This window comes from Thermodesulfovibrio sp. TK110, from assembly GCF_054658355.1.
Genome location: NZ_BAAHNB010000001.1, coordinates 1,631,366 through 1,653,182 on the forward strand (window position 1 = coordinate 1,631,366; position 21,817 = coordinate 1,653,182).

At 34.7% G+C, this 21,817-nt stretch carries 21 protein-coding genes; 8 read left to right on the plus strand and 13 right to left on the minus strand.

Annotation, left to right across the window (positions count from 1 at the left end; translation table 11 throughout):
• Positions 1–39: 39 nt before the first annotated feature.
• From dsrP to ACYQ3X_RS08665, 9 genes are all read right to left on the minus strand, one after another.
• Positions 40–1,230 carry a sulfate reduction electron transfer complex DsrMKJOP subunit DsrP gene (gene dsrP / locus ACYQ3X_RS08625; protein WP_460181406.1) on the minus strand — a complete coding sequence of 397 codons (1,191 nt, stop codon included), beginning with the start codon at positions 1,228–1,230 and terminating at the stop codon, positions 40–42.
• Positions 1,231–1,243: 13 nt separating this feature from the next.
• On the minus strand, positions 1,244–2,014 hold the full coding sequence (gene dsrO, locus ACYQ3X_RS08630) for a sulfate reduction electron transfer complex DsrMKJOP subunit DsrO (protein WP_460181407.1): 771 nt from the start codon (positions 2,012–2,014) through the stop codon (positions 1,244–1,246).
• On the minus strand, positions 2,011–2,412 hold the full coding sequence (dsrJ, locus tag ACYQ3X_RS08635) for a sulfate reduction electron transfer complex DsrMKJOP subunit DsrJ (protein ID WP_460181408.1): 402 nt from the start codon (positions 2,410–2,412) through the stop codon (positions 2,011–2,013). Before dsrJ ends, dsrO begins: the two co-directional genes overlap by 4 nt.
• Before the next feature lies 1 nt (position 2,413).
• Complete coding sequence (dsrK, locus tag ACYQ3X_RS08640; protein ID WP_460181409.1) at positions 2,414–4,027, minus strand: sulfate reduction electron transfer complex DsrMKJOP subunit DsrK; 1,614 nt, start codon at positions 4,025–4,027, stop codon at positions 2,414–2,416.
• Between the two features lie 4 nt (positions 4,028–4,031).
• Entirely contained in the window at positions 4,032–5,021 is a 990-nt protein-coding gene (gene dsrM, locus ACYQ3X_RS08645) for a sulfate reduction electron transfer complex DsrMKJOP subunit DsrM (RefSeq protein ID WP_460181410.1), read from the minus strand.
• A 16-nt stretch (positions 5,022–5,037) separates the two neighbouring features.
• Positions 5,038–5,565, minus strand: coding sequence for an RsbRD N-terminal domain-containing protein (locus ACYQ3X_RS08650; RefSeq protein ID WP_460181411.1), 528 nt, complete (start codon positions 5,563–5,565; stop codon positions 5,038–5,040).
• Positions 5,566–5,657: 92 nt separating this feature from the next.
• Positions 5,658–5,993, minus strand: coding sequence for a TusE/DsrC/DsvC family sulfur relay protein (locus ACYQ3X_RS08655; RefSeq protein ID WP_353683835.1), 336 nt, complete (start codon positions 5,991–5,993; stop codon positions 5,658–5,660).
• Positions 5,994–6,142: 149 nt separating this feature from the next.
• A complete protein-coding gene (locus ACYQ3X_RS08660; RefSeq protein WP_460181412.1) occupies positions 6,143–7,117 on the minus strand; it encodes a DVU0298 family protein in 975 nt (324 codons plus the stop codon).
• Entirely contained in the window at positions 7,110–8,483 is a 1,374-nt protein-coding gene (locus ACYQ3X_RS08665; protein WP_460181413.1) for a cobyrinate a,c-diamide synthase, read from the minus strand. Before ACYQ3X_RS08665 ends, ACYQ3X_RS08660 begins: the two co-directional genes overlap by 8 nt.
• A 38-nt stretch (positions 8,484–8,521) precedes the next feature.
• Between ACYQ3X_RS08665 and ACYQ3X_RS08670 the strand changes: the two genes are divergently transcribed.
• From ACYQ3X_RS08670 to ACYQ3X_RS08700, 7 genes are all read left to right on the plus strand, one after another.
• Complete coding sequence (locus ACYQ3X_RS08670; protein ID WP_460181414.1) at positions 8,522–9,382, plus strand: glycine--tRNA ligase subunit alpha; 861 nt, start codon at positions 8,522–8,524, stop codon at positions 9,380–9,382.
• The gene (glyS, locus tag ACYQ3X_RS08675) at positions 9,366–11,402 is read left to right on the plus strand and encodes a glycine--tRNA ligase subunit beta (RefSeq protein WP_460181415.1); all 2,037 of its coding nucleotides are present in this window, start codon (positions 9,366–9,368) and stop codon (positions 11,400–11,402) included. Before ACYQ3X_RS08670 ends, glyS begins: the two co-directional genes overlap by 17 nt.
• A 68-nt stretch (positions 11,403–11,470) precedes the next feature.
• Positions 11,471–12,010 carry a peptidoglycan-associated lipoprotein Pal gene (gene pal, locus ACYQ3X_RS08680; protein ID WP_460181416.1) on the plus strand — a complete coding sequence of 180 codons (540 nt, stop codon included), beginning with the start codon at positions 11,471–11,473 and terminating at the stop codon, positions 12,008–12,010.
• Positions 12,007–12,840, plus strand: a complete 834-nt coding sequence (gene ybgF, locus ACYQ3X_RS08685; RefSeq protein ID WP_460181417.1) for a tol-pal system protein YbgF — start codon at positions 12,007–12,009, stop codon at positions 12,838–12,840. Before pal ends, ybgF begins: the two co-directional genes overlap by 4 nt.
• Positions 12,837–13,805 carry a GTP 3',8-cyclase MoaA gene (moaA, locus tag ACYQ3X_RS08690; protein WP_460181418.1) on the plus strand — a complete coding sequence of 323 codons (969 nt, stop codon included), beginning with the start codon at positions 12,837–12,839 and terminating at the stop codon, positions 13,803–13,805. Before ybgF ends, moaA begins: the two co-directional genes overlap by 4 nt.
• Before the next feature lie 7 nt (positions 13,806–13,812).
• Positions 13,813–14,562, plus strand: a complete 750-nt coding sequence (locus ACYQ3X_RS08695; RefSeq protein WP_460181419.1) for a glycosyltransferase family 2 protein — start codon at positions 13,813–13,815, stop codon at positions 14,560–14,562.
• Positions 14,553–16,319: an ABC transporter ATP-binding protein gene (locus ACYQ3X_RS08700; RefSeq protein ID WP_460181420.1), complete on the plus strand. Its 1,767-nt coding sequence runs from the start codon at positions 14,553–14,555 to the stop codon at positions 16,317–16,319. The genes ACYQ3X_RS08695 and ACYQ3X_RS08700 overlap by 10 nt, the downstream gene beginning before the upstream one ends.
• Here ACYQ3X_RS08700 and ACYQ3X_RS08705 read toward each other — a convergent pair.
• Together ACYQ3X_RS08705 and ACYQ3X_RS08710 are read right to left on the minus strand one after the other, a co-directional pair.
• A complete protein-coding gene (locus tag ACYQ3X_RS08705) occupies positions 16,300–17,097 on the minus strand; it encodes a lysophospholipid acyltransferase family protein (protein WP_460181421.1) in 798 nt (265 codons plus the stop codon). The genes ACYQ3X_RS08700 and ACYQ3X_RS08705 overlap by 20 nt on opposite strands.
• Before the next feature lie 118 nt (positions 17,098–17,215).
• Positions 17,216–17,692, minus strand: a complete 477-nt coding sequence (locus ACYQ3X_RS08710) for a Fur family transcriptional regulator (RefSeq protein WP_460181422.1) — start codon at positions 17,690–17,692, stop codon at positions 17,216–17,218.
• A 109-nt stretch (positions 17,693–17,801) separates the two neighbouring features.
• Here ACYQ3X_RS08710 and mtgA point away from each other — a divergent pair, with 109 nt between their 5' ends.
• Entirely contained in the window at positions 17,802–18,599 is a 798-nt protein-coding gene (gene mtgA, locus ACYQ3X_RS08715; RefSeq protein WP_460181423.1) for a monofunctional biosynthetic peptidoglycan transglycosylase, read from the plus strand.
• Here the strand turns inward: mtgA and malQ are convergent.
• Positions 18,559–20,553 carry a 4-alpha-glucanotransferase gene (gene malQ, locus ACYQ3X_RS08720; protein WP_460181424.1) on the minus strand — a complete coding sequence of 665 codons (1,995 nt, stop codon included), beginning with the start codon at positions 20,551–20,553 and terminating at the stop codon, positions 18,559–18,561. The genes mtgA and malQ overlap by 41 nt on opposite strands.
• Positions 20,525–21,817 carry an ABC transporter ATP-binding protein gene (locus ACYQ3X_RS08725; RefSeq protein ID WP_460181425.1) on the minus strand — a complete coding sequence of 431 codons (1,293 nt, stop codon included), beginning with the start codon at positions 21,815–21,817 and terminating at the stop codon, positions 20,525–20,527. The genes malQ and ACYQ3X_RS08725 overlap by 29 nt, the downstream gene beginning before the upstream one ends.

A 21,817-nucleotide genomic window follows, 5' to 3' on the forward strand; every position in this document is an offset into this window, starting at 1 on the left:
TAAAACCGCCCTTAAAACTGGTTTTGATAAGTTAAATCTCTACTCTATAACCTGTTTCTGCCCGTATTTGTCAAATACTGCCTTTTCTTTAACTGTGATTGCTATTTTATAAAGCACTGTTATTACCAGTGCTCCCACTGACCATACCCCTGCAGCCACAAGAAATTCATTCAGAGCTATCCATGCCTCTGTGACTCTGTCAAAGGGATTTGGAATAAAACCGCTCACTACAAAGGCAAATCCTTTGTCCATCCATATGGAGAAAAATACACATGCAGCAGCAATTAGTTTGGTCACATTCCACTTTCTTAAAGGTGGGAATATGAATATGATTAATCCAATAAATGCAAGCAGTGTTGATACAGCCATCCATGGAACAAGTCTGTTATGTCCTTCAAGTCCTTGATAGAGATATATTAATGATTTCATGTGATCTGGAATCTGGCTATAAAAGGCAGTAAAGAATTCAAGTCCTATAAAGAATAAATGAATTATTAAAGCATAAGTAGCTATCTCTGCAAGTTTGTTAATTGCCTGCTGACCTGGATCAAATTTTGAAACTTTTCTGATTATCATGCTTAGTATAATAAGAAGACTTGGACCTGCTGCAAAGGCTGTTGCAAGAAAGTGAGCTGCCTGCAAAGCTGTCATCCAGTGAGGTCTTCCAGGTAAGCCAGCATACAGGAAAGCAGTTACTGTATGAATTGAGGGTGCCCATAGAATTGCCCAGTAAATAAATGGTTTAATCCATTTTGGCGGAGGAGCACTTTTTTTCTCTGCATGAAGAACTGTCCATCCACAAAGTAAATTAAGAGATAAATAGGTTATAAGAACTACCATATCCCAGAATATAATTGAATGCGGTGTTGCATGAAGCAAAACATTCCACACACGGGAAGGCTGTCCCATGATAACAAAAACAGAAAGCATAGCAATAAGGACACATCCAACAGCAAGAAATTCTCCAATAACAGCTATTCTTCCAAAAACTTTATAATTGTGGAAGTAGTAGGGAAGGACAACAAGCACAGCAGAGGCTGCAACACCAACAAAGAAGGTTAACTGGCCAACATGGAATCCCCAAGTTACATCTCTGCTCAGTCCTGTTGTAAAAGCTGCACCAATGTGATGTTCCCTCATCCAGCATATAAAACCAATAAGTATCATTGTTATTAAAAAGGATACCCAAATCCAGTATCTTGGTCTGCCTTTTAACGCTAAATCAAGCATCTTTTACCTCCCATTAAATTATGTAGAAAACCATAGGCTGTGTGCCGAGTTCAACTTTTCTGCGAATAACAATATTTTCAGAAAGCACTTTTCTAATTTCAGATTTAGGATCATAGAGATCACCAAAGATTATCTTACCCTCAGAAGCTTCAACACAGTATGGAAGAAGTCCTTTGTCTATACGTTCATTACAGAATGTGCATTTTTCAACAACTCCAAGAGTTCTTGTGGGATATTCAGGATTAAGTTCTTTTATATAGTCTCTTGGTGGAAGGAAGTTGTAGTTTCTTGCACCATAGGGACATCCAGCCATGCAGAATTTACATCCAATACAGCGATGCATATCCTGCATTGTTATACCATCAGGTCTTTTAAATGTTGCCTTAACAGGACAGACTCTAACACATGGTGCATTGTCACAGTGATTACAGAGGAGAAGGAATTTTCTTTCTTTTACCTCTTTTGATATGTATTCTTCAGCAGTGCCTGCAAACGAGTGTTCATAGTCATCTGTCCATATCCATTTTACTTCATGAAGAGGATTGGCAATTTCAGGTACATTATGGGCTTTATGACATGCTCTTATAACCTTTTCAAAGTCTTCCTGCGTTTTAAACTTTCTTGTATCAATTGCCATTGCCCATCTTTTTCCTTTTAAAGCATTAAACTCTTTTAATACTTTCTGTCCTGGCTCTTTTTCCAGAGCATTAATTGTAAAGGCACCACCTAAACCAAGCAATGATGAAAAAGCAGCTATTTTCAGAAAATCTCTTCTTGTAATCATTTTAACCCTCCCACCTTAGGCTCAATATGACAATCCCAGCAATAGGGTTTCACATTCACATAATTATGACACTCATCGCAGAATTTTTCTTTATTAGAATGGCATTTCATGCAGGTATTTTGAAGACTTATTGTGTATGTTTTGCCATCACTGGCTACATAAACTCTTTTTCCTTCTCTTGTGGCATAATCTTTCCATGAATAAAGAATCTTAATATGCATCTCTCTCATGTATTGCTTTGGCTCAATACATTGTTTTTTTTCCATTTTCTGTATTTCAGGAGTATCAATGCTTGGTTTAGGCTGTACATAAGTTTTTCCAACACTCATTGTAAAAGGTAGAGTCACTATCAATACAAAAACAATTAATCCAAGAATTATTTTCCATCCATCATACATTTTACTGTTCCTCCTTTCCTGGTAGTGGCTCCATCCTTAAATTCATAGTTCTTTCCTTTTCACCTTTCATTATCATGGCATTGGCAACAAGCTCTGTAACTCCTGTAACTCTTACACCAGGAACCCAGTAATCCATAAGTGGTGGCAGTGTTGCTCTGTCTATTGCACATATACATGCAAGCATATTAACGCCAAATTTTTCATGAACATACCTGACAGCATTAGCTCTTGGGAATCCTCCTCTCATTCTGAGTTCCATTATTTCACCTGCATTCAATCCAGCTCCACCGCCACAGCAGAATGTCTGCTCACGGATAGTTTCATCTGGCATATCATAAAAGTGGTTACAAACATTTTTAATTATATATCTTGGCTCTTCAAGAATTCCCATTGCTCTTGAAGGATTACAGGAATCATGAAATGTTACAATCAAATTATCATTTCTTGATTTATCAAATTTAAGAACTCCATGTCTGATAAGATCTGCTGTGAATTCACTTATGTGAACGATTTTATTTGACCTGGCATTTTCAAACTTTGTACCTGTAATTGGTGATACAGGCTCTTCAAGGAAATCAATAGGTCCATACCATGTATTATGATACTGATGCCAGACTCTCCACATGTGTCCGCACTCTCCACCAATTATCCATTTAACTTTAAGCCTCTTTGCCTCTTCATATATTTTTGTGTGAAGTCTTTTTGCCATTTCATGGGATGTAAAGAATCCAAAGTTTCCACCTTCTGATGCAAAGGTACTCCATGTATAGTCAAGTCCTATTTCGTGGAAAAGCATCATATATCCCATACATGTATATATTCCAGGGTCTGCAAAAAGGTCTCCTGAAGGAGTTACAAAAAGAATTTCAGCACCCTTTCTGTTTATTGGTGGCTCAATTCTGATTCCTGTTATTTCTTCTATATCATTGCACATAAACTCAAGGGTTGATTTCATTGTATGAGGCTCAATTCCAAGATGGTTTCCAGTTCTGTAACAGTTCGCAACAGGACCAGATATCCAGTCAGTATTCAAGCCCAATAGATTTAAAAGCTCTCTTGCGATTATTGTTATCTCTGCTGTATCAATTCCATAGGGACAGAAAAGAGAGCATCTACGACACTCTGTACATTGATAGAAGTAATACCAGAGTTCTTTTAGCACATCAAGGTCAAGTTCTCTTGCTCCTCCGTTCCTTCCAAAGAGTTTTCCGCCAGTGGTAAAGTATTTTCTGTAAACTGACCTTAGAAGTTCTGCTCTCAGCACTGGCATGTTTTTGGGATCTCCAGAGCCTATAAAGAAGTGACACTTATCAGCACAGGCTCCACATCTAACACATATGTCCATAAATACATGGAATGTTCTGAATCTTTCAAGTCTCTGCCTGATACCTTCAATAACTATTTTTTTCCAGTCTTCCGGCAGCTTCCAGTCAGGATCTGTTACATGGAAGTCTCGTGCATTTGGAAAGTCAACATATTCAAGGTTTTTCCCTTTTGCACCATAGCAGTAAAACCCTGGCTTAAACTCTACTGGTAAAGTATCCATCCACCATCTGGATGGCATCTTTTTTAAATTAACTGTTGAGATTAATTCTTCTGGTTTTGGCAGTCCCATAGTCTCACTCCTTTTCTACTGGTATTCCAGCTTTTTTCATTTTTTCTCTAAATTCATCTTCATATTCTTCATAATGACGATGCTTAACTGGATAATCCCATGGATTAACATGTCTCTTCATTCTGTTGTTATTAGCGAGATTTCTTGTGGGGCTTAAAAATACTCCACCCATGTGCATCAGTTTACTAAATGGAAAGTAAGCAAAAAGAACACTTACAAGAAATAGATGAATGTAAAAGAGACTTCCTATTCCCTTAGGTACAGTTGGCTTAAGATAAGCCAATCCAAGAGCAAGCTCTTTTATGCTTGTGATATCAACTCTTGCAAAGTATCTCATAAGAATGCCAGTTGTAACTATGCCAATTATAAGAAAAAGTGGAAAATAATCAGAGGGCAGAGAAATATATTTTACCTGGGGATTAAATATTCTTCTGCCCAAAAGATAAAGAAGAGCAGCAGCAATTACAATATCTGTCATATAAAGCATTGGAAGACCAATCTGCCAGAAAGAGTCAACAGAGTCAATTATAGAAACACACCATGGAGTTTGAGCAGCAAAAAATCTTAAGTGTCTGATAAGAATAATCAGAAACGAATAATGGAATGCTATTGCTCCAAGCCAGAGCCATTTGTTTGAACCAATATAAAGTCTTCCATTGATTATTTCAGCCTTTGTGTTTCTAAAAAGGGATCTGAAAAGAGCAATTTCAAAAAACATTCTCAATGCTACACCCCAGCCAGTTGCAGGATTGTCAATTTTGCTGTACTTAATCCATGGAAGAGAGAATTGCTGTCCTGCAGTTGTTGGAATTCTGAAAGGAACAGGTGATTTTCCCCATTTAACTACCCTGTAGATAAATCCAATTACAAAAATCACAACTGCAGCATAAGGGAAAACGATGGCAAATAAACTGTCCAGCCCTAAAATATCAGTGCCAATATAGGCAAAAACTATTAATCCTAAAACTACTATAAAAGCTAATCCTATCCCCATTTCACCCTACCTCTCTTTATAAGTTTTTTGTTTTTTCTACAGTTTCATTTTCAATTTCTGAAACAATATTCCATTTCTTAAGAATCCACCAGGTTCTGTCAATCAGTTCCTTAGCCTTAATATCATATATCTTTTCTCTATACTTCATGAAGATATCAAAGGCAACCAAAGCAAGAGAATCAATTTGGGCAAGAAATTCTAAGAGCTTCTCAGGTTCTATGTGTTTACGAAGTTCATCATATATTGTTTTTTTGATAAGAAATATAAATCCAACTGCCTGAGAAGGAGTAAAATCCTGTACAGCTCTTATTTTGATAATCTCTTCCAGAGGAGGAATAAAACTATCAAGAGATTCATCATTGATTAATTTGTCAATAATATCCTGAATTCCTTGATAAATGGTATAACCAACAGGATTGGTAAACTGTTTTTTCTTGTCTTTAAAAAAAACTTGTGTATTTTCTGGATAAGTTGAGATAGTTAAATTGAAAGATTTTTCAACTATGCTCTCCTTTTTCTTTGAAAGGAGGTTGTTAATGGTCATTTTTTTCTCCTGTAAATTTTTAATCTTTTAGGTTAATATCTCCCCCTTTCAAAAAACAAAAGGGGCAGTTGCCTGCCCCTTTATATTGGAAATTATACGCATCCTGTTGGCTTTGGAAGTCCTGCATATCTACAGGCTTGTTTTGCTGGTCCATCTGGGAAGAGACCATAGAGATACTTTGTGTTACCTTTGTCAGGTCCAAACATCTTAGCCATTTCTTTAACAAGAATTTTGATCATAGGAGCAATCTGATACTTTTGATAATAATCTCTTAAAAAGTTAATAACCTCCCAGTGGTGCTCAGTAAGTGTAATTCCATCCTGTTGAGCCATATACTCTGCAAGCTCTGGAGACCAATCATCAAGATTCTGAATGTAACCATCCTCGTCAATCTCAATCTGCTTTCCCTTAAATTCAATGTAAGGCATTTTCTAACCTCCTTTTAGTTTTTTGCAAATATTCTAACTTCTTTAGAAAAAGAATTTCAAGCCATATTTGCATTTAAATAAAGTAAAACAACTTTAAAGTAAAAAGAGTTTTGAAGTCAAATAAATTTAGTTTATAATTTTATAAAAATTTATAAAAATTTCTCAGCCTTAAAAGTTTTAAGTCTAATTACTTTGCCTCTGGTATAAACTGATAACATCAGATCTTTAACATCTTCTGGAACAGGGATAGGAGTTTTGATTTTATTGATTAGTATTGCTGTGAGCGCTCTGATTTCTTCTTTTTCATGGTGCAAAAGATTTTTCAGTTCATTATCATTTATCCGGATGTATTTATTTAAATCAATTTTTTTTGAAAGCTTAATCATGCTTCTTAGGACACTTTCAAGAAAGCTTTCTTCTTCTCTTTGTGACCAGAGTATTGGAATTATATCATCAAAAAGTGAAGGCTCTGCATAGATTATCTCTCCAATTAATTCAGCTGAACGCCAGCCAATTCCACCTGATTCATCAGTCATTGACCATAAAAGTTTTCTTATGGTGTTTCTTAACGGTTCTATCTGTCCTGCCTCTACATAAACCTTTGCCACATGTCCCATTGCATCAATTGCTTTCCATGAAATAGAATTTTCCTTATCATAGGATAGAGAAATAAGCCATCCAAATATGTTTTTATTACCTAAGGAGGCTTTCTCAATTGTTTCAAATTCTAAGTTTTCAAGTAGACAGATAAAATCCTTTTTATTGATATTAATTTTTTCGTGTTTATCTGATTTCATGCCTTCAGTCAATGCTTTGATGAAAAAAAGTCTTCCATTAAAATGAGAGGTTTTCATATAAATGTACTGGTGAGTTCTGTAATCATATTCTCTTTCTCTTAATTCAAAGTTAACACCTATTTCAACATTATCAATCCCTTGAGGAGATGCAAGAAGCATGGCATCAACAAGAGCATCACCCTGATTATGCCCGGTTGGTTCACATACATATATTGCACCACACTCGCATTTTCCATATATTACTTCTCCTATTTCTGTAAAAGTTTCCTGTGGAGGATCTATTACTCTTCCACAGAAAAGGCATGTTGGCAACTCTCTTTTAGGCATTTTTTGACTCCTTATAGATTTTTGCTCTTTTTAAAATACCACTGATCCATTCTTTACAGCCAAGAGCATGAATATGAACATATGTGCCTACAGTATTTTTATACATAACTCCATCCCTGCTGTTAATAATACCCTGTCCTCTTGTCATAGTTAAACACATCTGAGGTAGTTCATCAAACTCAATAACTTTTGAATAGTGAAATTCATGCCCTTTTATTTGTACTCCTTTTTCATAAAAGGGATTGTCTTCAACAACCTGAGCAATAACATATCCATGTGCCTGAGGTTTTTTAAACATATTAAGAGTTAGAGGAAAAATACCAATCATGGGAAAACTTCCTTCTGCAGTAATTAGAGTTTTACAGAGATACATTAAGCCGCCACATTCAGCATATATAGGAAGCCCTCCTTCTGCTTTTTTCTTAATATCATCCATAAAAGAAGAATTTTTAATAAGATATTTAACATTGGTCTCTGGAAAGCCTCCTCCAATATAAAGAGCATCAATATCTGGTAAGGCTCTATCTTCTAAGGAGTTAATTAAAACAACAGAGGCTCCTGTTTTTTTTATCTCTTCAAGATTTTCTTCGTAATAAAACTGAAAAACTCTATCTCTTATAACACCTATTTTTAAGTCCCTTCCATCTAAAAATTCTGAGTTTTTTACAGGGACATATGATAATGACTCTGCATCTTTAGCAATTTTGATGATTTTTTCTACATCAATATATTGAGATACTTTATCTATAAACTGTCTGGCTTCCTCTTTTTCTTCATGCTCCTGATAGGGTAAAAGTCCCATATGTCTTTCAGGCATTTTTAAATCTTTAAATCTTGGCAATGAACCAACAATTTCCACATCACAGTATTTTTTTATAGATTCTCTGATAATTTTCTCATGTCTTGCATTGGCAAGCTGATTCAATACAACTCCTTTGATTTTTACTTCCCTGTCAAACTGAATAAATCCATTGATCAAGGCAGCCACTGAACGAGTCATTTTTGTGCAGTCTATTACAAGAATTACAGGACATTTTAAAAGTTTTGCCAGCTCTGCTGAAGAAACCGAACCATTAACATCAAGCCCATCATAAAGTCCTCTATTGCCTTCTATTATAGAAATATCTCCTATTGCTCTTTCAACAAAGGATTGAATTACTTTTTCAGGGGGAATCATAAATGTATCAAGATTGTAACAGGGATTTTGTGAAAAAAGACTTAACCAGCCACTGTCTATGTAGTCAGGACCTTTCTTAAAGGCAACTACTTTTAAGCCTTTTTTTGCAAGAAGAGAAATTATTGAAAGGGCTACAGTTGTTTTTCCTGCGCCACCACAAACACCTGCTATGAGAACTCTTGGATACATTTGACATAAGCCTCTTTGCTAAAGTATCATGAAAATCTATGTATTTTCAAGATATAATTTTTACACTTAACAAATATTGGGCTGAAAAAGGATGTGTTATACTTCAACCCTATGACATGGAGGTTGGAGCAGGAACTTTTCATACTGCCACTTTTTTTAGAGTTTTAGGTCCAGAGCACTGGTCTGCAGGATATGTTCAACCCTGTCGCAGACCAACTGATGGAAGATATGGAGAAAATCCAAACAGGCTCGGGCAGTATTATCAGTATCAGGTTATTTTAAAGCCATCACCTGAGAATTCTCAGGAAATTTACCTTGAAAGCCTTAAAGCTCTGGGTATAGAGCTTAAAAGACATGATATAAGATTTGTAGAAGATGACTGGGAATCTCCTACACTGGGTGCATGGGGAGTTGGCTGGGAAGTATGGCTTGATGGAATGGAGATAACGCAGTTTACCTATTTTCAGCAGGTGGGAGGAATTGATTTAAATCCTGTTTCTGTTGAGATAACCTATGGTCTTGAGAGAATTGCCATGTATCTGCAAGAAGTGGACAATGTTTTTGATATAAAGTGGAATGAAAAATTTAACTATGGACAGATTCACAGGGATGGTGAAATAGAATTTTCCTGTTTTAATTTTGATCATTCTGATCCAGGATTAATAAAGAAACATTTTGATGATTTTGAAAGGGAATCAAAAAGAATGCTTGAACTCAATCTTATTTTACCTGCCTATGAGTTTTGCCTTAAGTGCTCTCATATGTTTAATCTTCTTGATGCAAGAGGAGTTCTTTCAGTGGCAGAAAGAACAAATTATATAGCAAGAGTAAGAGCTATTGCAAAAGCTTGTGCAGAAGCATACTTAAAAAAGAGGTATGGAAATGAATCTGCTCTTTGAAATAGGAGTTGAGGAAATTCCAGCAAGATTTATTCCTCAAGCAGTTAATCAATTGGAAGAAAACTCTAAAAAAATTTTTTCTCAATTCAGAATAAATATTGAAGAATTAAAAGTTTATGCAACGCCAAGAAGGCTTGTTTTAAAAGCAAAGGTTTCAGAAGAGCAGGCATCAGAGGAAAAACTCTTCTGGGGACCACCTGCTCATGTTGCCTTTGATGAAGAAGGAAAACCGAAGGAGCCTGCCTATGCCTTTGCAAAAGCTCATGGATTAGATGTTTATAGCTTAGAAGTTAAACAAAAAGGTAAAGGAAACTATGTTTGTGCTGTAATCAGGGAAAAAGGAAAGAAAACAGAAAGAGTTTTGCCAGAAATTTTAAAGGAGTTTTTCTTTTCACTTAGTTTCCCAAAGATGATGAGATGGGGAAGTGGAACCATAAAATTTGTAAGACCTGTAAGATGGCTTATGTGTTTGTATAATGATAAAGAAGTTCCATTTGAGATAGATGGTATAAAAGCAGAGGGCAAAACATGGGGACACAGATTTCTTTCTGAAAATTCAATATGTTTATCAAAAATACAGGATTATGAAAAAGCTCTTAATGAAGCCTTTGTGATTGTTGATCAGGAAAAAAGAAAACAGATAATAATTAATCAGGCTACAGAGCTTGCAAATAAAGTAGATGGAAAGGTTTTATGGGATGAAGAGCTTTTTACAGAAGTAAATTATCTTGTTGAGTTTCCAAACTCTGTTTTATGTAGTTTTCCTGAGGAGTATTTAAGCCTTCCAGAAGAGTTGCTCATTACAGTTATGAAAGATCATCAAAGATACTTTGCCATTACTGATCTCAGAGGAAAACTAAAAAATTACTATATTGTAGTAAGTAACACTTTAAGAGAGAATGAAGAAAATGTTAAAAAAGGTGCTCAAAGAGTCATAAAAGCAAGATTTGAAGATGCAAAGTTTTATTATGAAGAAGACCTCAAAAAAGGATTAAACAGTCTTGTCAATGCAACAAAGGGAATAGTTTATCACGAAAAACTTGGTAGTCTCTATGATAAAAGTTTAAGAATTTTAAAGATAGCTCAGAAGCTTGCAGAAAAAATCTTACCAGAGAAAATTGAATCAGTAAAGGTTGCTGCTAAATACTGTAAAGCTGATCTTGCCAGTGGTGTTGTTGGAGAGTTTCCAGAGCTTCAGGGAATAATGGGTGGATATTATGCCAGAGCAGAAGGGTTATCTCAGGAAGTAGCACTTGCAATTAAAGAGCATTATCTTCCAAAGGGTTTTACAGATGCTTTGCCATCTACACAAGAGGGTTGTCTTCTAAGTATAGCTGACAAACTTGACCACATTGCGTCCTTTTTTTATCTTGGAGAGGTTCCATCAGGAACAGAAGATCCCTTTGGCTTGAGAAGGTCAGCAAATGGAATTTTGACTATACTGTTGAAAAAAAGATATCCCTTAAGCATTAAAGAATGTGTTGATACAATAGATGAGTTTGCCGATGAAAAAATGAAGAAACATATTTCAAACTTTATTGCTCAGAGATTGGAAAGCTATTTTGAGAGCATAGGGTATGAAGTAAATTTAATAAAAACAGTGAGTGATTTTATCTTAAGTAGTCCTGTTTATGAAATTGAGGATAGAGTTGAGGCAGTAAAGGTATTTTACAAAAAAGAAAATTTTGAGTCCTTTTTCTTTGTAGTAAAGAGAGTTTCAAATATTATTAAAAATTACGAAAGATTTGAGCTTAATCCTTATTTTTTAATTGCAGAGGAAGAAGAAAATCTTTATAATGCCATGGCAGAAAAAAAACAAAAGCTTGATGAATATTTAAAAAATGCCCAATTCCTTGATGCGCTAAATTATCTTGAAACTCTCTGCCCTGTGATAAATAATTTTTTTGATAGAGTGCTTGTTATGGACAAGGACGAAAAAATAAGAAAAAATAGACTTGCTCTTTTACAGGAACTGGCTCAGGTGTTGAGATCTGTTGCTGACCTTTCAAAGCTTTATTAATTGTTGTATTATATAAATATGGCAAAACACAGCAAGCCTTGTTATAAAAATCCTTCCAGGAGGCGAAAATGAGCATAAAAAATTTTTTTATAGCTATTTTTTGTCTTTTCTTTATCTTTGCCTGTGCTGAAAGAAAAATCTATATGCCAGAAGGAAAAGTAGAAGGAGAGGTGCCAAAAAAAGAAGAAAAAGTAGAAGCTGAAAAACCAGCACAAAAGGAAGAATTTTCCGCCCAAGAGATGTCAGAACTTGTAAGAAAACTTCAGGAAGAAATAAAGGACATCCATTTTGATTATGATAAATATGATATAAAACAGGAAGATATTCCCACATTGAAAAAAGTTGCTTCACTGCTACAGAAGTATTCAAATTTGAAAGTTATAATTGAAGGTCATTGTGATGAAAGAGGAACAAATGAATACAACTTTGCTCTTGGACAAAAAAGAGCAAATGCAGTGAAACAGTACTTGATAACTCTTGGAGTTATACCATCTAAAATGGAAATAATAAGTTACGGAGAAGAAAAACCTTTATGCACGGAACACAATGAATCTTGCTGGCAGAAAAACAGAAGAGCACACTTTGTATTTATAGAGGAGGGCAAATGAAAAAACTTAAAATAGCTTTTACAGGTATTATAGCTTCAGTAATTTTATCAGCATGCGTTACAACAGATGAATTTCAACAGATGAAGGCTGATATTGCAAGACTTTATGTGGAAAACACTCAATTAAAGCAGGATGTTTCAGAACTTAAAACAAGGATTGATAAAATGTCATCAGACTTAAGCACAGCAGTAGCATTAAAGGAAGGGCAACTTACCCTTCTTGCTCAAACACAGGATTATGTAAAGGAGCTTCAACTTCTTAAGGGAAGATTTGAAGAGAACTCCTTTCAGAATGAAAAAAAATTTAAGGAACTGAATGATAAATTAGCAGAATTACAGGCAAAATTGACTCAGCCAGCTTTATCACCAGAAAAACATGAGATTTCAAAACCTGCTAAGGATCCAAAGGCAATTTATGATTCAGCGCATATTGATATTAAAAACAAAAATTTTGCTTCTGCAAGAGAAAAATTTCAGGAAATTATAAAAAATTATCCGGATTTTGAACTTCTTCCCAATTCCTATTTCTGGATAGGTGAGACTTACTATAACGAAAAAAAATATGAAGATGCTATCCTTGCATATGAAGAGTTCTTAAAAAGATATCCAAAACATGATAAAGCAGCTGGTGCACTTCTTAAAGAAGGAATGGCATTTTTTGAGTTGAAGGATAAAAAAACAGCAAAAGTGGTTTTTGAAAAACTTATTGAAAGATATCCTCAGTCCAAGGAAGCAGAGATTGCTCAGCAGAAAATAGCAGAGATACTTAAAAGTGAGAATTCTGGTAAAAAGACAACAACCAAGAAAACAAAAAGAACAATAAAGAGATGAAGGATAACTTTAATAGAAACATTGATTATCTAAGAATTTCAGTTATTGATAGATGTAATCTTCGTTGCATTTACTGCATGCCTGAAGAAGGAATTAAGAACTTGCTTCCCCATGAAGAAATACTTAGTTATGAAGAAATACTTAGGATAATCAGAATTGCTACAACAATAGGTATATATAGAATAAGAGTAACAGGCGGAGAACCACTTTTAAGAAAGAACATTGTAAGCTTTATTGAAAGAGCTTCCAGAATAGAAGGGATAAAGGACATAGGAATGACAACAAATGGAATACTTTTGAAAAAGTATGCAAAATCTTTATTTGAAGCAGGACTGAAAAGGGTAAATGTTAGCCTTGATTCTCTGAATGAAGATAAATTTAGAGCTATAACAAGATTTGGTTCATTGAAAGAAGTGCTTGAAGGAATTGAAGAAGCTCAAATAGTTGGGCTAAATCCTATAAAGATAAATGTAGTTGTAATGAGAGGAATTAATGATGATGAAGTAGGAAGATTTGCCAGATGGAGCATGGAAGTGCCTTATCAAATAAGGTTTATAGAGTTTATGCCAGTTGGACATAATAGCTGGAAAAAAGAAGTTTTTATCTGTACAGAAGAAATAAAACAAAAGATAGAAAATACTGTGGGCAGGCTTATACCTGTTCAGATAAAAAAATCAGGACCTGCAGAGTATTTTATGCTTGAAGGTGCTAAGGGATTGCTCGGGTTTATAAGCCCTCTTTCAACACATATATGCACAAGATGTAACAGACTCAGGCTAACTGCTGAAGGGAAATTGAGACCATGTCTTTTCTCAGACAGAGAGATTGATTTAAAAAGAATTATAAGAAGCGGTGCATCAGAGAATGAAATAAGGCAGATCCTTATAAAAGCAATTCAGCTTAAGCCTCAGGGGCTCTCATCTCACACAAAGCCTTTAAGGGCTATGTCAACAATAGGAGGCTGAAGTTTTTTTGAAAATTCCTGTATCAGTGGCAGTAATAACAAAAAACGAAGAAAAAAACATTAAAGATGCTTTGGAATCTGTTAAAGATTTTGAGGAGATAGTGGTTGTTGATTCCTTCAGTGAGGACAGAACATTGCAGATATGTAGAGAATATACAGAGAAGATTTTTCAGTGCCAGTGGCAGGGTTTTGCAAATCAAAAACAGCTTGCCATAGATAAAACAACTCTTGTATGGGTTCTGGTTCTGGATGCTGATGAGAGAGTAACAGAATCTTTAAAAAGAGAAATAATGGAGAAAATAAAGGAAGACAAGGATGGATATTTTATTCCAAGAAAAAACTTTTTTCTTGGCAAATGGATTAAACACAGCGGATGGTGGCCAGACTACACGCTTAGACTTTTTAAAAAAGACAAAGGGAAAATGCAAAAAAGAGAAGTTCATGAAAAAATTCTTGTTGAAGGTAAAGTGGGATATTTAAAAGAGCCTTTGCTTCATTATACTTATCACAGCATTGAGGAGTTTATCAGAAAAATGAGTAATTATGCCTGTCTGTCTGCAGAGGAGATTGTTAAAAGCAATCCTTCTCAATATAAAATAATTTTTAAGATGTTTTTTTCTCCGCTTTTTACTTTTTTTAAAATGTATATTTTACGGGCAGGATTTCTGGATGGTATGAGAGGATTTATTCTTGCAATGCTTTACAGTTTTTATTCCTTTTTGAAATATGCCAGAACATGGGAAAAATTATGGAAATAGAGAAACAGTTTAAAATAAAGTTTAAAAAACAGTGGATTGATGACCTTGCAGTTTTCTGGAGACTTATAAAAGAACATCGTCTAAGACTTCTTTTAGCACTTATTTGCGGATTTGCCATATCAGGCATAAATGGAGCTATTGCATGGAGTGTTAAACCTGCAATGGATCAGATTTTTATTAAAAAGTCTTCAGAGTATCTTTATCTGATTACCTTTGGAGTCATTATACTCTTTAGTTTAAGAGGTGTTTTTACATTTTTAAATAACTATCTTATGAACTCAATTGGTGCAAAAATAGTGAAAAATTTAAGAGATATGATCTATGAAAAACTTCTCAAACTCCCTTTTTCATTTTTTTGTAAGGATTCTTCAGGTAATGTCATTTCCAAGGTATTAAATGATGTAGATTTGCTTAAAAGCACTGTTTCAAATACAATTAAAGACTTCATTGTTGAAGGATTGACCGTTGTTTCTTTAGCAGCAGTTGCTTTTTATCGCAGATGGGATCTTGCACTTCTTTCCTTTGTAGTTATACCTTTTATGATTTATGTAATGACAGAACTTGGCAAAAAAATGAAAAACATAGGCATGAAAACAAGAATAAGAATAGCAAAAGTGACCACTCTTCTTCATGAAACACTTCATGGTATAAAGATTATTAAGGCTTTTACAATGGAAAAAGATATGAAAGAGCGATATAGAAAAGCTCTTACAGAACATTATCGCAATATAATGCGTGAAGTTAGAACTGAAGAGCTTACCAATCTTCTTACAGAAGTAATTGCTGGAGTTGGTGTGGCAATGATACTTTTTTATGGTGGATGGCTTGTGGTAAATGATAAGATTTCATCTGGAGACTTCTTTTCCTTTGCTACAGCTGTTATTCTCATGTACACTCCACTTAAGAGATTGAGCAGAGTGAATGCATCATTTCAGAAAGGAAGAAATGTTGTTGAAAGATTGAGAGAAATAATATTTGTTGAACATGAGCCTGAAAAGGGAGTTGAAAAGGAGTTAAAAGGTCATATTGTGTTCAAAAATGTTTCTTTTAAATATCCACTTGCAAAGGATTATACCCTGAAAAATGTTTCTTTTGAGATAAAACCTGGTGAAACTGCTGCAATTGTTGGTCCTTCAGGTGCAGGCAAAAGCACAATAGCAGATCTCATTGCAGGGTTCTGGTATCCCACAGAAGGAGACATATTGATTGATGGAGTAAGTATTCGGGATCTTTCTCTTTACAGTTTGCGTTCACAGATTGCTCTTGTAACTCAGGATATTGTTTTATTTAACGATTCAGTAATAAACAATATTAAATTTGGCAATATATCATCCAGTTTTGAAGAAGCTCTGGCTGCATCAAAGATGGCAGATGCCCATGATTTTATTATGAAATTGCCTCATGGTTATGACTCCATGGTAGGTGAAAAAGGAGTTTTGCTTTCAGGAGGACAGAAGCAGAGAATAACTATAGCAAGAGCAATTCTTAGGGAACCAAAAATTTTAATTTTTGATGAGGCAACTGCTTCTCTTGATACAGAATCAGAGGAGAAAATTCAAAGAGCTCTTGAACAAATGAGAAAAGGAAGAACAACCATAGTAATTGCTCACAGACTTTCAACAATCAGACGAGCAGATAAAATCATTGTTATAGATAAAGGAGAGATTATTGAACAGGGAACTCATGAAGAGCTTCTTTCTAAGGGAGGAGTTTATAGTGAACTCTGGCATCTTCAGTTTACTGAAGCATCTTCTTAAATCTTCTATGAAACCAGTAATACTGTTCAGGATGCTTTCTTATAAGGTTTTCAAGAAGAAAGTTGTAATTTTCAATCAGTTTTACTACATATTTATCGGAGAATAAAAAACTCTCATTCTGAAATGATTCAGGACAGTGAAAAATCTCTTCTTGTTTATAAATTTTTATAGTGTGTCCATCTTTTTCTCTTACAATGAAAACAGGAATTGTAGGAGAATTCTTCCTTAAAGCAATAACAAAAGCACCTTTCTGACATTGAACATACTTACCAAAAAATTTTGCATAAACTCCAGGTCTTGCCTGATCAGCAAGAATAAAAACTATCATGTTTTTGTTTAATGCCCTGATAATCTCCTTTGGCACTTCTCTGTCAGAATGCATGGGGATTGGATAAATTTTATATGAACGTATCAAGTTATAAAGAAATCCCTTTGGTAGATACTTTCCTTCTTTAAAAAGCACAGCTACAGGATAACCTTTTTCAGCAAGCCATGCAAGCATTACAGGAATATTTCCCATATGCCCGCTTAATGCAATAACTCCTTTATTTTGTTTTAATGCTTCATCAAATAATTCAACTCCTTCTGCCTTTGCCCATGAAGCAAGTTTTTCATTTTTTTTGACAATAAAGGCAACTTCAAGCGCAGTTAATATAACTTCTTGAATAAATTTTTTTAGAATCTCTTTAAGTTCTCTTTCGCTGTATTGCCCTCCAAAGGCAGTTTTTAAATTTTCAAAGGCAATATGTTTCCTTGTCCATGGAATAAAGTAAAGCATGTTTCCAATGAGGCTTGAAATTTTTTGAAGGTGTTGCTTTTTTAAACTCTTCCCAAGCCAAAAAAATAATTTAAGCCCACCCTTAAAAATAATATGTTTTATAAATGCAACCAAAACCCTATCTTGTCCCTTTTCCTGAAAGAGCCTTACATCTTTCACAGAGTCCAAAAAACTGAATATCAGAACGCTCAATGGAAAATTTAAACTTTTCAGTAAGAGTGTTTTTTAAATCTTTAAGAGGATCTTGCAGTTTTTCAAGATCAATCTCATAATCAATAATTTTACCGCAGATTCTGCAGACAAGATGATAATGTTCAACTGTTTCTTTTCCTGCAATAAATTCATAACGGGCTCTTCCATCTTTAAAGTCAAACTTTCTTAAAATTCCAAGTTCTGTTAAAAGCTCAATAGTTCTGTAAACAGTGGCAAGTCCTATTCCTGGGTAAAGTTTTTTAACTTCAAGAAAAATTTCTTCAGCACTTAAATGACCTTTTTTGGAAGACAGGAGATTTATTATGGCTTCGCGGGTTTGTGTCCATTTTAAACCACATTCTCTAAATCTTTTTCTGCAACACCATCCTTCTTCAAAAGGCATAAGAACCTACTCCATAAGTTTTGGTATTTTTTAAATTATACCACAGAAATATCAACAGGTTTAATCTGTGATTTGAAGGGCATGACGCTTTGAATTATAAAATATGAGAATGTTTAAATGGTTTCTTAGAATTTTAATTGCTGTGGCTGCAGTTTATTTCATTTATATAATTGTTTATCCTTTTATTGTGGATGTTTCTTCTCTTAAAAAGAAAAATCCAGAGTTAACTGGAATGATGAAGTATCGGATGGAGCAATGGCAAAAGCAAGGTAAAAAAATAAAAATTAAAAAAGTATGGATGCCTCTTTATAGAATTTCGCCCTATCTTGTTAAAGCTGTGCTTATTGGTGAAGATGATAAATTTTACACACATTCAGGCTTTGATATTGAAGGGATAAAAAAGGCAATTGAAAAGGATATAAAAGAAAAAAAGCTTAAATATGGAGGAAGCACAATTACTCAACAGCTTGCAAAAAATCTTTACCTCAGTCCATCAAAAAATCCTGTAAGAAAGATTCAGGAAGCAATCATTACATGGAGACTTGAAAAAACTCTTTCCAAAAAGAGAATTCTTGAACTATATCTTAATGTTGCTGAATGGGGTGAGGGAATTTTTGGTGCAGAGGCTGCATCAAGATATTACTTTGGCAAATCAGCATCAGAGCTTACAGCAATGGAGGCAGCAAAGCTGGCTGCATCTTTACCAAATCCTTTAAAATACAGTCCTGCTGGAAATTCAAGATTTGTTGAAAGAAGAGCAAATCTTATTTATTTTATAATGCAGAAAAGAGGTATAATTAAAGAAGAGTATACAGAGCCAGAAGAAAAAGATTCTACGCCTGTTTTACAGCAAACTCCTTTGGAATCTAATCAAGAGAATGAACCCGTCCAGCCTCTTTCAAAATAGCTTGAATTTCATTGAAAATAGGCAGTTTTATAATTTCATCAATGGACATAGGAAGCTTTCTCTGCCAGTTAGGATACTCAGTGATTGTTCCTGGAAAGTTTATCTGCTCTTCTAAGAGTAATATGTCCTCAGGATATAAAAGAAGATATTTTGAAGGAGTTTTTGCAAGAAATTTTAATATTGCAAAAAAAATCGCTTTAATTGAGTCTCCTTCAACTAAGCCTTCTTCCTTTAATAGAGCAATGATTTTTTCTTTATCCATTTGTCTTTCTATAAAAGCATTCTCTGCCTGTTTTTCATCATAAATTTTAAATTTCCTTCTTAATTCTATGTCTTTTCCATGCCAGAATCCTTTAAGTGTTGGCAAATCATGGGTTGTTATGCTACATAAAGAATCTTCTGGATAAAAGCTGGATGGGTTATATCCTTCCATAGTTTTTTCAAAATAAAAAACTCTCCATGAGCATATTTTCCTTTTTATTAGCTCATCTTTCATCCATTCCTCTGCTGTTCCAAGGTCTTCTCCAATAACACCTGTCTTGTTTAATTGACTTTCAAGAGCAATAATTCCAAGAAGGTCTTTCCACGGATACTTTACATAGGCACCATCCTCTGCAGAAGAGGATTCAGGAATCCAGAATGCTCTAAATAAACCAAGAGCGTGATCAATTCTTAAAAGTTTTGTTTTCATATTGGCTCTTAAACTCTTTATAAATGGAAGGTAAGCCTTTTCCTTTAATTTAAAGGGAATCACAGGAGGTGCTCCCCATTTCTGTCCCTTTGGATTAAAATCATCTGGAGGTGCACCATATTCTGCCTTAAGTGCATAAAGCTCTTGATTAATCCACACATCAAAACTTGATTTAATTGAGCAAAAACCCATATCAACTAAAACTGGATATTTTTTAATCTCTTCAAATTCACTGTCCACAAACCATTGAAGATACTCATAAAAGAGAACTTCTTTTTCATTGTCTCTGTAAATTTTATCCAGGATTTCTTTTTTGGGATAGCGAAGTTCAGGACTCCATCTCTGCCAGTCTTTTCCAAATCTTTCTCTCAGGAAACAAAAAACTGAAAAATATTTTAAATCTTCTCTAATCACTGGGCAAAGCTTATTTTTATAAGCCATGAAATTCTTTACATCTGCATTTATGTAATTTTTATAAAATGCTTCAAACTCTTTTCTCAAGCATTTCATTTTTTCCTTCCACACAGAGGAATACTCAAAAATCTCTTCATTTTTCAGCTGCACAGGGCAGCTTGATAAATAAAGAGGTGTATTAAACTCCCTTGATATGGCTGAATAAGGACTTATTCCATATATGTCCTCAGGATCATTGAAATGTAAAGGATTTATGCTTATAAATCCTCCAAGACTGTTTAAATATCCTGCCAGTGCCTTTAAATGAGAAAAATTTCCCTCTGAGTTTTCTTTTAAGCTCCAGAGATTGCATTGAAGCCCCCAGATTTTATTTTTAAAAGGAGTAAAACAATGCTCTGGCACAACTATTAAAACAGTCTCTTTAGCTGAATTTTCTAAAAAAACTCTTAATCTGTAATAACCAATTGGTAAAGAAGGAATGGGAATGCTGAATTTTTTCTCTTCTACAGGCAAAAGTTCTACCTTAAAAGAGAGTGCTTCACCAAACTCAGCTAATTCCTCAAAGGGAAAAATTTCAACCAAGGCTTTTTTTATTTTATGATTCTCTTTTGGATAAATCTCTACAGAGCCACCTGACTCAATAACATACACGGGTTCTAAAAAATCAGGATAGTTTTTAAAGTAGTCAATCCAGTGCTGAGCCTCTTCAATGTTAATTCCCATAGCAGAAATTAGCTGAGTCTTTGTTTCCATAGATATTTCAAGGAAGTTGCCTTTACAGTCATAGTAAAAAGGAATTATTCCAGCTAATTCTGAAAGTTCACATATCAATTGTTGAAGGTTCTTCAAGGTAAAGCTCTCCTGCATCGTAGTCATAGGCAAAAAGCTCTGCATATCTTCCCCAGTCTATGGCTGTTTCAAGCTGATTCCAGGATTCCTCAGGTGTGAAATGATTTTTAAGAATATCAAGGAAAAATTCCTCAGATACTCTATGTTTTGAAATCGTTGATAAAACCTGCATAATCTGTTTAATAAGCTGAACATTTTGAAGAGCAACCTCTTTAAAGATTTCTTTCTTTTTAAGAGTATCAGCCTCTGCCCATTTTTTACCTTTTTCTGTAAGAATAAAGTCACCCTCTTTTATCTCTCCAAAATCAAGGATTACAGAAGCTTCTATAAGAGGGAAAATGTCATCCACTTCCATGCTGAGTTCTGAACTCAGTGCATAGATATCAACTCTTCCACCTTTATCGTGAACAAGTTCAATAAGTCCTGCAATTGCTCCAACTTTTGCATGGGGAAGGAACTGAAATCTGCCTGCAGCAAGCAAAAAAGGAATTTCTTCTGGTGATTTTATGAGAACAGTGTATATTTTATCCAACAAAAATTTGAAGTCTCTTGAATTTCTGTCTCTCGGATAAGGCATTTCAATGGGTATTTCAGCTTTCACTTTTCCAGGATTATGACTTAAAACAATAGCACGGCTTGACATGCTCACAGCTTCTTCAATATTATGTGTAACAAGAATAATTGCCTTTGCTGGCATTTTTCTATTTCTCCATAAATCAATAATATCTCCACGAAGATTATCAGCTGTAAGCACATCAAGGGCTGAAAACGGCTCATCCATAAGGAGAATTTCTGGTTCAACTGCCAGTGCCCTTGCAATTCCAACTCTCTGACGCATTCCACCACTGAGCTCTCTTGGATAGGCATCCTCAAATCCGTCAAGTCCAACAAGGTCAATTGCTCTCAGGGCTTTTTCATTCATTTCCTGCTCATTTAATCCCTGTCCTACCAGTCCAACTTTAACATTTTCAAGGACAGTAAACCATGGAAAAAGAGCAAAACTCTGAAAAACAACTGCTATTTTAGCCTGAGCTTTTTTAAGAGGGATTCCTTTATATAAAACATTTCCTTCAGTTGGCTCCACAATTCCTGCAATTATTCTTAAAAGAGTTGATTTCCCGGCACCAGACTGTCCAAGAATTGAAACAAACTCGCCTGAACATATTTTAAGATTAATATCTTCTAAAACCGTGATTTCTCTTCCTTTGCCAACAAGAAAAGATTTTTTAATGCCTATGGTCTCAAGGATAACCTCTTTTTCCAT